This window comes from Flavobacterium azizsancarii, assembly GCF_027980145.1.
Classification (GTDB): domain Bacteria; phylum Bacteroidota; class Bacteroidia; order Flavobacteriales; family Flavobacteriaceae; genus Flavobacterium; species Flavobacterium azizsancarii.
Window position 1 is genome coordinate 43,070 of record NZ_JAMZNK010000003.1, and the last position, 13,620, is coordinate 56,689.

General features: G+C 33.0%; 17 protein-coding genes. 8 read left to right on the forward strand and 9 right to left on the reverse strand.

Annotated features, from left to right (window positions below; genetic code table 11):
* Positions 1-129: 129 nt before the first annotated feature.
* The 9 genes from NJT12_RS02355 to NJT12_RS02395 all read right to left on the reverse strand — a co-directional run bounded on the left by NJT12_RS02355 (position 130) and on the right by NJT12_RS02395 (position 7,226).
* On the reverse strand, positions 130-897 hold the full coding sequence (locus tag NJT12_RS02355; protein WP_271334331.1) for a LytR/AlgR family response regulator transcription factor: 768 nt from the start codon (positions 895-897) through the stop codon (positions 130-132).
* A gap of 37 nt (positions 898-934) precedes the next feature.
* Complete coding sequence (locus NJT12_RS02360; protein ID WP_271334332.1) at positions 935-1,303, reverse strand: 2TM domain-containing protein; 369 nt, start codon at positions 1,301-1,303, stop codon at positions 935-937.
* Between the two features lie 17 nt (positions 1,304-1,320).
* Positions 1,321-1,638, reverse strand: coding sequence for a 2TM domain-containing protein (locus NJT12_RS02365; protein ID WP_271334333.1), 318 nt, complete (start codon positions 1,636-1,638; stop codon positions 1,321-1,323).
* Positions 1,629-1,958: a 2TM domain-containing protein gene (locus tag NJT12_RS02370; RefSeq protein WP_271334334.1), complete on the reverse strand. Its 330-nt coding sequence runs from the start codon at positions 1,956-1,958 to the stop codon at positions 1,629-1,631. Before NJT12_RS02370 ends, NJT12_RS02365 begins: the two co-directional genes overlap by 10 nt.
* Positions 1,959-1,960: 2 nt before the next feature.
* The gene (locus tag NJT12_RS02375; protein WP_271334335.1) at positions 1,961-2,263 is read right to left on the reverse strand and encodes a 2TM domain-containing protein; all 303 of its coding nucleotides are present in this window, start codon (positions 2,261-2,263) and stop codon (positions 1,961-1,963) included.
* Positions 2,264-2,265: 2 nt separating this feature from the next.
* Entirely contained in the window at positions 2,266-3,627 is a 1,362-nt protein-coding gene (locus tag NJT12_RS02380; RefSeq protein ID WP_271334336.1) for a histidine kinase, read from the reverse strand.
* Positions 3,628-3,648: 21 nt separating this feature from the next.
* Positions 3,649-4,272, reverse strand: coding sequence for a hypothetical protein (locus tag NJT12_RS02385; RefSeq protein ID WP_271334337.1), 624 nt, complete (start codon positions 4,270-4,272; stop codon positions 3,649-3,651).
* 45 nt (positions 4,273-4,317) lie between these two features.
* Complete coding sequence (locus tag NJT12_RS02390) at positions 4,318-4,725, reverse strand: DUF2141 domain-containing protein (RefSeq protein ID WP_271334338.1); 408 nt, start codon at positions 4,723-4,725, stop codon at positions 4,318-4,320.
* A 341-nt stretch (positions 4,726-5,066) separates the two neighbouring features.
* Positions 5,067-7,226, reverse strand: coding sequence for a TonB-dependent receptor (locus NJT12_RS02395; protein ID WP_271334339.1), 2,160 nt, complete (start codon positions 7,224-7,226; stop codon positions 5,067-5,069).
* 137 nt (positions 7,227-7,363) lie between these two features.
* Between NJT12_RS02395 and NJT12_RS02400 the strand changes: the two genes are divergently transcribed.
* The 8 genes from NJT12_RS02400 (at position 7,364) to NJT12_RS02435 (ending at position 13,533) form a co-directional block, all read left to right on the forward strand.
* Entirely contained in the window at positions 7,364-7,822 is a 459-nt protein-coding gene (locus tag NJT12_RS02400; protein ID WP_271334340.1) for a DinB family protein, read from the forward strand.
* A 31-nt stretch (positions 7,823-7,853) separates the two neighbouring features.
* The gene (locus NJT12_RS02405) at positions 7,854-8,420 is read left to right on the forward strand and encodes a sugar O-acetyltransferase (RefSeq protein ID WP_271334341.1); all 567 of its coding nucleotides are present in this window, start codon (positions 7,854-7,856) and stop codon (positions 8,418-8,420) included.
* A 7-nt stretch (positions 8,421-8,427) separates the two neighbouring features.
* Positions 8,428-8,817 carry an SMU1112c/YaeR family gloxylase I-like metalloprotein gene (gene gloA2 / locus NJT12_RS02410; RefSeq protein ID WP_271334342.1) on the forward strand — a complete coding sequence of 130 codons (390 nt, stop codon included), beginning with the start codon at positions 8,428-8,430 and terminating at the stop codon, positions 8,815-8,817.
* A gap of 331 nt (positions 8,818-9,148) precedes the next feature.
* Positions 9,149-10,462, forward strand: a complete 1,314-nt coding sequence (locus NJT12_RS02415) for a chloride channel protein (RefSeq protein WP_271334343.1) — start codon at positions 9,149-9,151, stop codon at positions 10,460-10,462.
* A 3-nt stretch (positions 10,463-10,465) separates the two neighbouring features.
* Positions 10,466-11,065: an HPP family protein gene (locus NJT12_RS02420; protein ID WP_271334344.1), complete on the forward strand. Its 600-nt coding sequence runs from the start codon at positions 10,466-10,468 to the stop codon at positions 11,063-11,065.
* Between the two features lie 257 nt (positions 11,066-11,322).
* Positions 11,323-11,862: an IS1096 element passenger TnpR family protein gene (locus NJT12_RS02425; RefSeq protein ID WP_271334345.1), complete on the forward strand. Its 540-nt coding sequence runs from the start codon at positions 11,323-11,325 to the stop codon at positions 11,860-11,862.
* 99 nt (positions 11,863-11,961) lie between these two features.
* Positions 11,962-12,321 carry a four helix bundle protein gene (locus tag NJT12_RS02430; RefSeq protein WP_271334346.1) on the forward strand — a complete coding sequence of 120 codons (360 nt, stop codon included), beginning with the start codon at positions 11,962-11,964 and terminating at the stop codon, positions 12,319-12,321.
* A 153-nt stretch (positions 12,322-12,474) separates the two neighbouring features.
* Positions 12,475-13,533, forward strand: coding sequence for a nucleoid-associated protein (locus tag NJT12_RS02435; RefSeq protein WP_072963648.1), 1,059 nt, complete (start codon positions 12,475-12,477; stop codon positions 13,531-13,533).
* Positions 13,534-13,620: the final 87 nt, after the last annotated feature.

The following is a 13,620-nucleotide window of genomic DNA, read 5'->3' on the forward strand; positions in this document are numbered from 1 at the left end:
CGTATTGAACTTAAACCGGATTAAAATCCGGCCCGATAAAATAGATCGAGCCGATGGTTCTTTAATATTGGATTGAATTCCTGAAGAATGACAAATATTGTATCTATGGATTTTAATTATAAGAACTTTTTAACTCAGCCAATTTTTAAAATCCTGTACTTTTTCGCGGCTTACAATTACTTCATCTTCTTTATAAGTTGGTAAAATTACTTTAAGTCTGGAGTTCGTATACACCTGAATTTCTTTTATTGCCGTAAGCGGAACAATAAATTTTCGGTTTACACGAAAGAAATTTTTTTTATCTAATTCCTGTTCTAAAATTTCTAAAGTCGCATCGATCAGATAATTTCTATTATCGAAAGTATGAATATAAGTGCCTTTATTTTCACTAAAAAAACATTCGATTTCGTCTGTTGTAATTACTTTTAAATGTTGCCCAATTTTAACGGTAAATCGTTTCTTGTAAATCTTTTCGAAAGGATTTGACAACATTTGGCGAATTTGCTCGAAGTCAAGCTGAAGATTTTGATTTCCCGGATTTACTTTCGGAATTCGGGTTTTGAATTTAGTAACTGCAACTTCTAAATCATCTTCGTCAATAGGTTTTAAAAGATAATCGATACTATTAAGTTTAAAAGCTTTCAACGCATATTCATCGTATGCTGTTGTAAAGATAATAGCACTTTGAATATCTATCTTTTCGAAAATTTCAAACGACAAGCCATCTGATAACTGAATATCCAGAAAAATCAGATCCGGATGCTGATTATTAGCAAACCAATGAATTGATTCTTCTACAGAATGCAGCATGGTTGCTACAGAAATATCTAACTTTTCGAGTTTTCGCTGCAATAATCTTGCTGCCGGTTTTTCGTCTTCTATTATTAATGTGGTCATTTAATACGATGCAAAAATTGAAAATTTTAATTTAAAGTTACTCCCATTTATTCTTATTCTGAGCTTCTTTCTCCATATATTTATGGATTTTCTTTTGCTCCCAATCTTTACTAAAAAAGACATCAGGACCAAATACGCTGAAGGCATGAATTAATAAAGCAATTCCCCAATAAAATGCTGTAGAATAGATTTCCCAATTTCTCAAACCTCTTATTTCAAAATGATTTCCTATATAACCTCTACTCAAGCTTGAAATAATGATAAAGGCATTCACTATGATATAAACCTTCAAGTGCGAATAAAAACCTTTAATCCTTTTCACTTTTCTATATGCATTATTATAATTTTCGTCTGTACTAAATTCATGTCTGTAATCATCGTACATGCGTCGTCTAAATCGTCCCATTTTTTATAATGTATAAATTATTGCCATTTATTTTTATTCAATTTTTCTTTCTCCATGAATTCTTTGATTTTTCTTTCTTCCCAATCTTTTCCCAGAACCGGGAATACTTCAGAAACCTTCAATCCATGAAAAACAACTCCAAATCCCCACCACATCAGGGGCCAGTAAAACCATAAGTGTTCTGGCGAAGTATATAAATTGATAAAAATCAAAACTACATTTACAGCGATAAATGCCGTCAGGTTTCCATAAAATCCCTTGATACTCTCCACTTTCTTTTTAGCCAGGTAGTATTTATCCTCTTCATTATAATTTACATCCATGATTACTCCCATTTTTGTTTTTTTATTTTTTTCTCTAAAATACTTTTCAACTTACGTTCTTCCCATTCTTCTCCAAAAATCCTGAACGATACAAATATGTCAATCGCAGAAACTAAGAAAAAAACGGTCCAGACTATCATTACAAACAGATTAATATGTTTTAAAGGAAAGAAATTAAAGGGAACTCCAAAATACTCCTTCAAAATAAAAAAAATCACTCCTACGATATAGACAAACATGTGCGAATAAAAAGCTTTCAGTTTAACTACTTTTTTGCTTGCCATTTTTTGAAGTTCAAAATCTTCCTGCTCCTTATAAAAATTAGTTTCCATAATTATTCCCAGGTTTGCTTGTTATTCTCTTTTTCTAAAATTTCCCTGATTTTTCGTTCTTCCCATTCTTTATTAAAAAATGGCGAATATTTAAAAGCTTTTAATCCATGCAATACAATAGCCATTCCCCATCCCAACAAACACCATATAAAATAAAGAAAACCAGGCGAAGTCATAAGATTTACCACTATTACAATAGGATTACAAAGAAGATAAACAGTCAAATGCTGATAAAATTTCTTGATTTCTTCTACTTTTTTTTGTGCCTGAAAATAACGTTCCGCTTCCGTATAATTTGTTTCCATAACTATTTCCAGGTTTGTTTGTTATTTTCTTTCTGTAAAATCTCTCTGATTTTTCGTTCTTCCCAATCTGAGCTGTAACCAAAAACTTTAAAGGCATGCATTACTACTCCAAATCCCCAGCCTAAAGCCGAAAACCAAAACCACTGAAAGCCCGGTGAAAACCTTAAATTTATAAATACCAAAAACGGAATCACACAAACATATGAGATAACATTTCCGTAAAAACCTTTTAGTTCTTCTACCCTTTTTTTAGCTCTGAAATAAGCTTTATTTTCATCTGTATTATATTCTGCATTTGTTTCCATAACTGCAACTTGTTTCGTTAGAATTGGAATCTTAACCGTAAAGTTTTTATCATTTTGCTCTATCAGTACTTTTCTATTGGTTATAATTCCGTATCGATTTACAATATTCTGCAAGCCAACTCCCTGCCTGTCCTGCAAAACTTCTTTTTTCTGAAAATCATTTTGTATCGCCAAATAATCCCCCTCAATAAAAATTCTGATATGCAACGGTTTTTGTTCACTTACAACATTATGTTTTACCGTATTCTCTAATAAAAGCTGCAATGATAACGGAACCACTTTTGCATCCGGATTTATATTTGTTGTTGGCAATTCGTAAAACAAACTATTTTCGAAACGCATTTTTAACAAATTCATATACGTTTTCGCGAATGACAATTCATCTTCAACCGAAACCAGTTCTTTGTCTTTTTGCTCTAAAACGTAACGATAAATTTTAGACAATGAAGTGGTGAAACGTTGCGCATTTTCCGGATTTTCTTCGATTAAGGAGCTTAAAACATTTAAACTGTTAAAAAGAAAATGCGGATCAATCTGATTTTTTAAACTTTCGAATTTAGCATTAGCCGTTCCTGCAATTATTTTTTGTTGTGTTATTTCAAATTTCGAAGCCCTTTTCCATTGTACCATAAAACTTCTGGCCTGCATGAAAGTCGAAACTCCTAAAGCCAGCATGATATAAAACAGGTGTATCCAGATCATTCTTTCGCTAAAGAATTTATCTAAAGGCAGATTCTGAAGATAAACAAAAATGTAATAATTGATTCCTAATACTACCGGGACCGTGTACAAAACAGTAACCAGAATACCGTAATAGACCCTTAAATTGGTTTGTTGCAGCCAATCCCATTTTTTATCCAGCAGCACATTAATATACCCATTGCCAAAACCTACCAGAAAAGAATACAAACAGCTTATAAAAAAGGTAATAAGAACGTTTTGAATGTTTAAGTCTTTTCCTAAACAAGCAGAAAATATTATTGTAAAGATCACAGAAATTTTGAAGGATACCATTGTTCCACTTTTCAAATCTGCATATGTACTTCTATGATCTTTCATTATAATCCGCTTATATTAATTTTATTTTTTACAGTTTTTTTGAGTTTCCAAAGCTCTGTCTAATCCCCATTTTGGAGAAAAAGGCGTTTCTGGCTTAAAAGTAGCAAAAAGTTCAACAGCTTTATCAACTTGCACACAAAGTGGCTTTGTATCAACCCCTGTCCATTTTGCGCCACCCAACTGATAATCAGCCTCACCAAAAACGATTCTCGGATTATTTGGGTCTATTGCTTTTCCTTTTGCATAAGCTTCCATTACTTTAGCCGAATATTTCATTCCGTTTGTCATTGGGTCTGCGACCACCCAAGCCGTATATATCAAAGCCTGCATCGCATATAACTCGGCATTATTTTGATCTTTTATCAATTCAACATCCAATGCGTCTTGCGCTTTAGTCAATAACAAATCAATCTTTGTTTTATCTTTTTCAGTAAAAGCCGATGTAGTATTAATAAGTGCTACATAATAATTTGGCAAATAACTTGTTTTTTCTGCCGCTGCAATTCTTTCAAACATTGCCGAAGCTTCTGTGTTTTTCCCTTCTTTCCAAAGCCCAAAAGCTTTTCCCATTCCTTGTTCAAATTGTGTTTGTGCAGAACTTATTACTACTACAAGCAGTGTAGCCAAAGTGATGATTTTTTTCATTTTTTAAGTAATTTTAATGGTTATTTTTAAGTGGTTAGTTATTATTTACAATATAATTTCAATTTTCGAATCTTTGTTGACAACAAATTTGGCATCTTTATAAGCAGGAGGCCCCATAAATCCTTTGGCATTGTTTGAAGCGGCATAATCTTCAGAAGGTATCCCCATCATATTTTTATCAAGTTTTCCGTTATTGTTTTCATCGTGATACGTCGAAATTGCATATTCTCCGGCAGGAATACCTTCAAATGTTACGATAACTTCGTTGTTTTTAATTTTCGAAGCCACACTTTTATAAATAGTTTTAAGAAATGTTTCATCTGAATTGTACAATCCTACCTTCACCATTCCGGTATTATTTTTTAAGCCTGAAACCGAAACAGTAAGATTTACATTTTGAGCAGACATTAAACTACAGATAAATAATGTGATTATTGTAATAATTTTGGTCATGAGTTCTTTTTTTTTAAGTTATTAAGGTTCTGAGTTGATAAGTCTTTAAGTTTTTTTGATGATTAAAACTCTGATTGTAATTTTGAGTCTCTAAATTTTTAAGGTGCTAATTATCTAAGTTTTTTTCTTAGTGTCTTAGCAACTTAGCCCCTTTATTATTTATACTTCAAAAGTACTTTGGTTTTTATTGTTATAAAATTAATTGATACTGAGTTGTTGATTTTTGCGACTGAATTGTTTTTTTAAAGGTTCTGAGGTTCTGAGTTGCTAAGGTTCTAAGTTTTTCACTTAACAACTCAGCAATAAAAACTCTGCAACTAAGAACCTTAGCAACTTAGCAACTATAAATTCTTCAATTGATTCTCATTCTTATTATCACTGATCGTCCAGAAGAAACCTACGAAGAAAAATCTGTCTGCGGTTGGTACAACAGCTTGTCTTTGGTAAACTCCGCTTGGATCAGGTAATTTTGCATAATCATACCCAAAAACGTTTTGAGCTCCTAATACATTCGAAACAGAAAAATAAAGAATCTTTTGAGTTGTTAATAAATATGCCCAGTTAAAACTCAAACTATTGTAAGACTTCGTTTTTCCGTTCATGAATTGTGTCTGGTTCGGATCATTATACGGGCGACCAGAACTAAAACTATTTGTGAAGCCTATTTGTGATTTCCAATCCGTGATGAAATATTTTGTTACAATCGACAAACTGTGATTGGCAATAAAGTTAGGAGTTGCCATGGTTGGAAAATTCTTGTATTGTCTTTCGGAATCGATATAAGAATAAGAAATCCAATATTCTAAGTTTTTATACAAATTGCTGTCTCTCCAGAACAAGTCCAATCCTTTTGCATAACCTGAACCATTATTATTGAAAACTGAATTGTACTGAATATCCTTTGTATCATATTGAACCAGATTGCTGTAATCCTTATAATAAGCTTCGGCCCTAAAAGTCTGACCTGGTTTTGTAAACTGATAATTCAGGATATAATGCCTTGCTTTTTCACTTTCGAACTGGTGATATTTAGAATATTTAATATAATCAACCACGGGAGTTTGAGAAAAATCTCCGTAAGCAAACGAAAACTGGCTGCTTTTAGAAACCTTGTAAGCCATCGAAGCCCTAGGTGCAATATTAGTTTCATCCAGTAAACTATTATTCGAAAGGCGGAAACCAACTTTTAATGCCAGCTTTTTCGAGAACAAAATATCTCCTTCTGTATAAAAAGCAGCAATATTAGAGTCGTAACCGTTTGAAGCTTTTATTGAAATATTATCATTAAAATTTTCATTGTATTTCGTGATAAAATAATCAGCCCCAAAAGACAATTTAAAATAGTTCGAGATGTTTTTTCTTAATTTCAATTTAAGCTGAGCAGCATTTTCGTTACTATCAACATCATTGATATCATATTTTATTTTGTTATTGCTATAACCGTAACTCACTCCCGATGTAATTTGCCAGCCGGTTCCAAAATCGCCTTTATAAGAACCATTAAAATAAAAGTTATTATTATTTAAATCCGTCCTGATTGGATTTACAAAATTTACATTTTTCTGATTCAAATCGAATTTTTCAGCATCAAAAGCAGCATACAATTTAAAAATTCCTCGTTCAAAATGATAGCGGTACACAGCTTCTCCTCCCAAAGATTGGTAAGGATTATTCCAATCTACATTTTGAGGAATCACCGCCTGATAAGGCGCCAAATTTACATAACTGGTATTGATACTAAATGAACTTTTTTTCCATTTTTGCGTGTTTCCAATTCCTAAACCAACAGTCATTAAAGAAATATCGGTTTTATTCTGGTCTGGTTCATCCTGCGTATTCAACAATAAAACACTTGACAAAGCTTCGCCATATTCAGCAGAATAACCTCCGGTTGAGAACGCAATTCCGCTAAACAAAAAAGGCGAAAATCTGCTTCGGGTTGGCAAATTATTTGTTGTTGCACCATAAGGCTGCGCTACACGAAGTCCGTCTACAAAAGTTTGCGTTTCGCTGGCTTCTCCCCCACGAACAAACAAACGTCCGTCTTCACCTACTGTTTGTGTTCCCGGTAAAGTTTGCAAAGCGGCAATAATATTTCCGGCAGATCCGGCAGTCGTAACAATATCTAAAGGTTTTAATACCGAAACCCTCGCTTTATCTCCGGATTCTAATGTTCCGGCAGTAATTACAACAGCATCAAGTGCATTGACGTTCTCTCTTAATTTTACAGTTTGATCTTTGTAATTCGTAACATCAATTTCTTTTTTGAATGTATCATAAAGTAAAAAGCTTATCACTAAAACCTGGTTTCCTGTTGCCGTTGTTTCAAAAGAAAAATCACCTGTTTCAGAACTTGTCGCTCCGTCATAAGTCCCATCAATATAAACATTTGCACCAGGAACAGGTTTCCCTTTTTGATCTGTTACTTTACCGGAAATCGTGTTTTGGGCAAAAATAAGAGAAGTAAATAATAATAAGATTAAAGTAAAATTGGTTTTCATTTCATTGGTTTTATGAGGCAAATATATTTTAACAGTTTTAGTTAAAAAATATTAAATAACCCAATTGTAGAATTTTGAGGATGAGTTGTAAAATACTTATTTGTATATTAGCTTTTGAGTTTTAAAAACGATCGATTATGTCAGAAAGTAAAAGAATTTCGAATCTATATCAATCCATTTATAATGGAAATCCATGGCTGGAAGTTAACTTGACAAATACATTAGAAAATGTAACTGCAGAGCAGGCTTACAGAAAAATAAACCCTAATCTTAATACCATTTGGGAAATTGTAAACCATCTCATTCAATGGAGAAGAAACATTTTAAGGCGCGTTGAAGGAGAAGTAGTTACAGCACCTGATCATAATTATTTTGTTCCTGTATTAGATCCTTCAGAAGCAGCATGGGAACAATCTCTTCAAAATTTGGCAAAATCACAAGAATCATGGAATACCTTTTTTGAAGATTTTGATGATGCCGATTTAGAAAAAATATATGTAAATAATGAGCATACATATTATGAGCACATTCACGGAATTATTCAGCATGATGTCTATCATCTGGGACAGATTGTTATTTTGAAGAAGTTGCTTTAAGACAAAAGACCGAAAAAAATATAATGCACTTATGAATACTGAAAAAGAAAAAATGATTGCGGGAGAATATTATCTTGCCGGCGATCCCGTTTTAGTTAAGGAACGCCGAAAAGCTAAAAATCTTCTCCACCGTTTAAACGTAACGGAATATCGTTTGACAAAAAAAGCAAAAGAAATTCTAACTGAATTAATCCCTAATACGGGAAAGAGTTTTTATATAGAACCCCCATTTCATTGTGATTACGGTTATAATATTTTTTGCGGTGACAACGTTTATTTTAATGTAAATTGTGTTGTTCTGGATTGTGCTCCTGTAAATATTGGATCGAATGTATTTTTTGCTCCCAATGTTCAAATTTACACAGCAACTCATCCACTTGACGCCGAATTAAGAAAAACACTCGAGAATGCATTACCCATTTCGATTGGAGACGATTGCTGGATTGGCGGGAATTCTGTTATTTGCCCTGGAGTAACTATCGGAAAAGGATGTGTGATTGGCGCAGGATCTGTTGTTACCAAAGACATTCCGGACAATTCATTAGCAGTTGGAAATCCGGCAAAAGTCATTAGAAAATTAAATCAAGAACCCCAATAAATTAAAAATGCTTACCTTAAATAAAGTTCACCATATTGCCATTCTGTGTTCTGATTATCAAAAATCTAAAACTTTCTATACAGAAGTTCTGGGTTTAACGATTATTAGGGAAATCTATCGCGAAGAACGTCAATCCTACAAACTCGATTTAGCCTTGAATGGTTCTTATATAGTAGAGTTATTTTCTTTCCCTAATCCGCCACAACGTCCGTCAAGACCTGAAGCTGTTGGTTTACGTCATTTGGCTTTTGAAGTAATTAATCTTGAAGAAACAATTGCTTTTTTAAACACAAAAAAAATCGAGTCAGAACCTATCCGAATTGATGAAACGACTGAAAAGCGATTTACTTTTATCGCTGATCCTGATTTGTTGCCTATTGAGTTTTATGAGCGATAAATTTTTGGCACGAAGGCACTAAGACACAAAGTTTAATTTTCAAATTAATGATTAAAACCAAATGTTTTCATTTCGACCGGAAGGAGACTGTAACGCTACAAAGATTGGCGATTTATACATGAGCAGAATGGCACACGGATGACACGGATTCGCAAGCGAAAACGCTGATAATCGCGGATTTTTATTTTTTTTCAATCTGTTTTTTTGCGACTTAGTACCTTTGTGGCGTCTTTTCTTGTTGAAAGAATTATCTCTCATAACAACTTTTAACACAATATATTGAGTGTTTTTCATTAAAAACCGAATTTGATTATCTAATTTTGTAATCCGCATGAAAATATTGCGATTTCAAAATCCACATCTGATGAACAAAACGGCGAAAATCAAAAAAAATCATCAATTTATTGTCCTTCAAAAATTAGTTATTGTTTCTGTTCTAATTGGCTTTTTATCCGCCTTTTTAGGAATCTCACTCAAAAAAATCACGGAATATTACGAAGAAATCTTCTTTCATGAAGTCACGGTAAATCCTGTTTTTTATATTGTTTTCCCGGTTTTCGGCTTATCTGTTATTTATTTCCTGAGACAATATTTATTTAAGAAAAAAGAAAACAAAGGCATTAAAGAAGTTTTTGAAAGCACAAAATCAACTTCAAAAAACTTACCTTCTTATAAAATTCCATCACACTTCATCAACGGATTATTGACTGTTGCTTTTGGAGGCTCAACCGGAATCGAAGTTTCTACCGTTGTTGCTACCGCCACAATTGGATCTGTTGCCCAACAAAAAGAAAACGTATTTCGTAAATATAAAACCGAATTAATTTGTGCCGGAGTCGCAGCCGGAGTTACAGCTTTATTCAGCAGCCCAATTGCAGGAATTTTATTTGCCCTTGAAGTTATTTCCCGAAAAGTAACACGTGCTTTTATCATATCGAATATTATTGCTGTTTCAGTTGCTTTTGGATTACTTTCTATTTTAAAAGAAGAACCTTTGTTTGCCGTTTCAATCACGACCTGGCATTTAAAAGCGATTCCGTATTTTATTCTTTTAGGAATTTTAGCCGGAATGAATTCCGTTTACTTGACACGTTGTGTATTGTTTTTTAAATCTCAATTTGGAAAAATCGATACACATTATTATAAAATCCTTATTGGCTCTGTTGTTTTAAGTATTTCCTTATTTATATTCCCACAATTATATGGTGAAGGATATCACGCTATTAAAGGCATTTTTAGTAATTCAGCTGAAATTCCGTTAACGTTAACTTTGGCGTTTACTTTTGTTGGCGTTTTATTACTAAAACCAATTGTAACTTCTATAACATTAGCTTCAGGAGGCGACGGTGGTGTTTTTGCACCAAGTCTTTTTATTGGAGCCTTTCTGGGATTATTACTGGCATCTGTTTTAAATACCTTTTTTCACGTACATGTAATTCCGGTTAACTTTATGATTATCGGAATGGCTGCTGTCTTAAGTGCGAGTATTCATGCTCCTTTTACAGCAATATTTTTAGTATGCGGATTAACAAATGATTATACTTTATTTTTACCGATTTTGGTGGTTTGCCTAATTTCAAAATATACAGCAAAACTCATTTATCCTTATACAGTCTATTCTTATTCTCCAAGTTTAATAAAATAAAAAATGCCAGTTCAAAAAATAAAAAGAGGTTATCGCAAAACCCGTTACATTCTTTACAAAGAAACTTTAGTTAATTATAAAGAACATTTTTGGTCATTTTTAGGATCATTTGTCGGCATCGGAATTTTGGCTTATTTTGAATCTATACATTTTGCAGGCCCGGACGTTGTTTATTTAATTGGTTCTTTTGGGGCTTCGAGTGTTTTAATTTATGGTATTATTCAAAGTCCGTTCTCGCAACCCCGAAATTTAATTGGCGGTCATTTAATTTCAGCATTTATAGGTGTTACAGTAAATAAATTAGTTCCGGATATTGTCTGGATTGCGGCTCCTTTGGCAGTTTCTCTTTCGATTATTTTTATGCAAATTACCAAAACCCTGCATCCGCCCGGAGGTGCGACAGCTCTTATTGCTGTTACAGCTTCAAAGCAAATAAAAGATCTGGGGTATATGTACGTGATTTCACCCGTTTTGGTTGGTGTTCTGATTTTATTTGTAACGGCTTTAATTTTTAATAATATGACTTCCAGCAGAACTTATCCGAGTCATAGTACGTATCACAAACATTATCACAAGATTAGAAAAAGACTGGTTGGGAGGTAAATTTTAAACCAAATACAGGTGTCATCCTGAGGACTAATTTCTTTCAAAAAAGAAATATAAATGACGGATTCTTTGGGTGTCATCCTGAGCGGAGTCGAAGGGCGCAACAATTGGAACGTAGGCTTCGACTCCGCTCAGCCTGACAATCGGAATGTGCTCAACCTGACAACTAAAAAATCTTTTCAACAAATCGTAATTCACAATTCGTATTTCGTTTTTAATATTTTACCTTTGACCTTTCAATAAAAACAAAGATTATGGTTTATAAATTTAGAGTAATTCTAGACGCCGAAGAAGATATTTTTAGAGACATTGCAATTCTTGAAGATGATACTCTTGAAGATTTACACAATGCTATCTTCAACGCTTTTGGTTTTGACGGAATGGAAGTAGCTTCGTTTTATACCTGCGATGAAACTTGGAATCAGGAAGATGAAATTGCACTTTTTGATACTGGCGATGTTCCCGGTGAACAAAGAACCATGAGCGATTATAAATTATCTGATCTCTTAGACGAGGAAAACACCAAGATTATCTACGTATACGACTTCATTAATATGTGGACATTCTTAGTTGAATTGGCTGCTATCGAAGATCAGATTGCAGGAGTTCCTTATCCTGAAACATTATTCTCTCACGGAGAAATGCCTGATGAAGCCATAGAAAAAAGTTTTGAAGCCGATATGCATGACGATATCTACGGCGAATTCGAAGATGACTTAGACGAAGATGATCTTGATATGTTCGAAGGCGATGATAGCTTTGAAGATTTTGGGTTGGAAGAGAATTGGAATTAGTTTTTTGAGGTTCCAAGGTTCAGAGTTGCTAAGGCTCTAAGTTTTTTATATTGAAGCTTTTTTCTTATATTTATTTTTAATACATAAAAATAAATATAAATGAGCAATTTTAGAACTCTTCTTATTTGGCAAAAGTCAATGGCCTTAATTACCAAAATCTACCTTATAACAAACAAATTTCCAAAAGAAGAAATCTTCGGATTGACTTCCCAAATCAAACGTTGCTCTATTTCAATTCCTAGCAATATTGCTGAAGGATCAGGACGAGAAAGCAATAAAGATTTTTTACGCTTTTTAAATATTTCAATAGGTTCTTTATTTGAAATGCAAACTCAATTAGAAATTGCTAAAAATATAACCTATCTTAACGAAGAAGAATTTAATAATTTATATGAGGACAGTCGCGAAGTAGAAAGAATGTTGGTTTCGTTTATTAAGAAATTAAAAGATAGAAACTAAAAAACTCAGAACCTTAGCAACTTAGAGACTCAGCAACTCAAAATATGAGGACAGTCGCGAAGCAAAGAGAATATTAGTTTCCGTTTATTTAATTAAAATACAGAAACTAAAAACTTAGAACCTTAGCAACTTAGAACCTCAGCACCTTTAAATATGATCAACTTATTCAACACCCACATCGAGACGCTTGCGATACACCGCGTAGGAAACAAAAGCAGAAACGAAGCGATTTTTTTATCGGAACAACCATTTAATTTAAATGATGAAATTGTGCCTTTGATAAAAGAGTACTTCTTTAAGCCTTTTAGAGAGAAAGAAGAAAACTATTATCAGTTTGCTCATGAAGTCGATTTGGATTACAACGACATGTTTAAATATGCTTCGGAGATTTTTGACAATCCGAATAATTTGCAGGAGGTTTCAAAAAGAATCACTACACATTTATTCGAGCAGTCAAATCACCCGCACATTAAAAACGGAGAGGTTTATGTAACGTATTTAACGAACCTTAGTATTGACAATAATGTAGTTGATGCTATCGGGATTTTTAAAAGTGAATTACAAGCAGACTTTTTACAATTTGAAGAAAAAAATAGTAACCTTGAAATGATCCTGCAACAAGGAATCAACCTAAGCAAATTAGATAAAGGTTGTTTGATTTTTAATTATAAAAAAGACGAAGGATACAAAATTCTAACTGTTGATAGTAACCGTTATGACGCGCGTTATTGGTTAGAGCATTTTTTATCTGTTGATGCTTTTGAAGATGAAAACTTTATCACCAAAAAATACTTGAAATTCTGTCAAAACTTTGCAAAAGATGTTGTTTTGCCGGCAGAAGACAAAAAAGAAGAGGTTATGTTTATGAACAGATCTGTGAATTATTTCGCAAAAAATGATCAGTTTGAAGAACAAAACTTCCTGAATGAAGTATTAGACAATCCAGACTTGATTCCTGAATTCAAAAATTATAAAGTTGATAAAGGAGAAAAATACAGCATCGAAGATGTAACCTCATTCCCTATCGCCAACGCAGCAGTTTCTGACGCTAGAAAATCGATTAAAAACGTTATTAACCTGGATACGCACATTCAGATTAAAATGGATTTCATCAACCCTGAAAGTGCAGAAAAATTTGTTGAAAAAGGCTGGGATGAAGAAAAACAAATGTATTACTATTTAGTTTACTTCAATAAAGAAGAAAAAAGCTAGTAGTTATTCATTTTCTATTACTTACTTAAGACAAAAAACGGCAACTACATTCATTTGTAATTGCCGTTTTTTTATTTTAATTCATAC

Excerpts from the sequence above, each read along its gene's own strand:
- NJT12_RS02355 (WP_271334331.1), bottom strand. The coding sequence starts at position 897 with ATGACCACATTAATAATAGAAGACGAAAAACCGGCAGCAAGATTATTG.
- NJT12_RS02360 (WP_271334332.1), bottom strand. The coding sequence starts at position 1,303 with ATGGGACGATTTAGACGACGCATGTACGATGATTACAGACATGAATTT.
- NJT12_RS02365 (WP_271334333.1), bottom strand. The coding sequence starts at position 1,638 with ATGGGAGTAATCATGGATGTAAATTATAATGAAGAGGATAAATACTAC.
- NJT12_RS02370 (WP_271334334.1), bottom strand. The coding sequence starts at position 1,958 with ATGGAAACTAATTTTTATAAGGAGCAGGAAGATTTTGAACTTCAAAAA.
- NJT12_RS02375 (WP_271334335.1), bottom strand. The coding sequence starts at position 2,263 with ATGGAAACAAATTATACGGAAGCGGAACGTTATTTTCAGGCACAAAAA.
- NJT12_RS02380 (WP_271334336.1), bottom strand. The coding sequence starts at position 3,627 with ATGAAAGATCATAGAAGTACATATGCAGATTTGAAAAGTGGAACAATG.
- NJT12_RS02385 (WP_271334337.1), bottom strand. The coding sequence starts at position 4,272 with ATGAAAAAAATCATCACTTTGGCTACACTGCTTGTAGTAGTAATAAGT.
- NJT12_RS02390 (WP_271334338.1), bottom strand. The coding sequence starts at position 4,725 with ATGACCAAAATTATTACAATAATCACATTATTTATCTGTAGTTTAATG.
- NJT12_RS02395 (WP_271334339.1), bottom strand. The coding sequence starts at position 7,226 with ATGAAAACCAATTTTACTTTAATCTTATTATTATTTACTTCTCTTATT.
- NJT12_RS02400 (WP_271334340.1), top strand. The coding sequence starts at position 7,364 with ATGTCAGAAAGTAAAAGAATTTCGAATCTATATCAATCCATTTATAAT.
- NJT12_RS02405 (WP_271334341.1), top strand. The coding sequence starts at position 7,854 with ATGAATACTGAAAAAGAAAAAATGATTGCGGGAGAATATTATCTTGCC.
- gloA2 (WP_271334342.1), top strand. The coding sequence starts at position 8,428 with ATGCTTACCTTAAATAAAGTTCACCATATTGCCATTCTGTGTTCTGAT.
- NJT12_RS02415 (WP_271334343.1), top strand. The coding sequence starts at position 9,149 with ATGAAAATATTGCGATTTCAAAATCCACATCTGATGAACAAAACGGCG.
- NJT12_RS02420 (WP_271334344.1), top strand. The coding sequence starts at position 10,466 with ATGCCAGTTCAAAAAATAAAAAGAGGTTATCGCAAAACCCGTTACATT.
- NJT12_RS02425 (WP_271334345.1), top strand. The coding sequence starts at position 11,323 with ATGGTTTATAAATTTAGAGTAATTCTAGACGCCGAAGAAGATATTTTT.
- NJT12_RS02430 (WP_271334346.1), top strand. The coding sequence starts at position 11,962 with ATGAGCAATTTTAGAACTCTTCTTATTTGGCAAAAGTCAATGGCCTTA.
- NJT12_RS02435 (WP_072963648.1), top strand. The coding sequence starts at position 12,475 with ATGATCAACTTATTCAACACCCACATCGAGACGCTTGCGATACACCGC.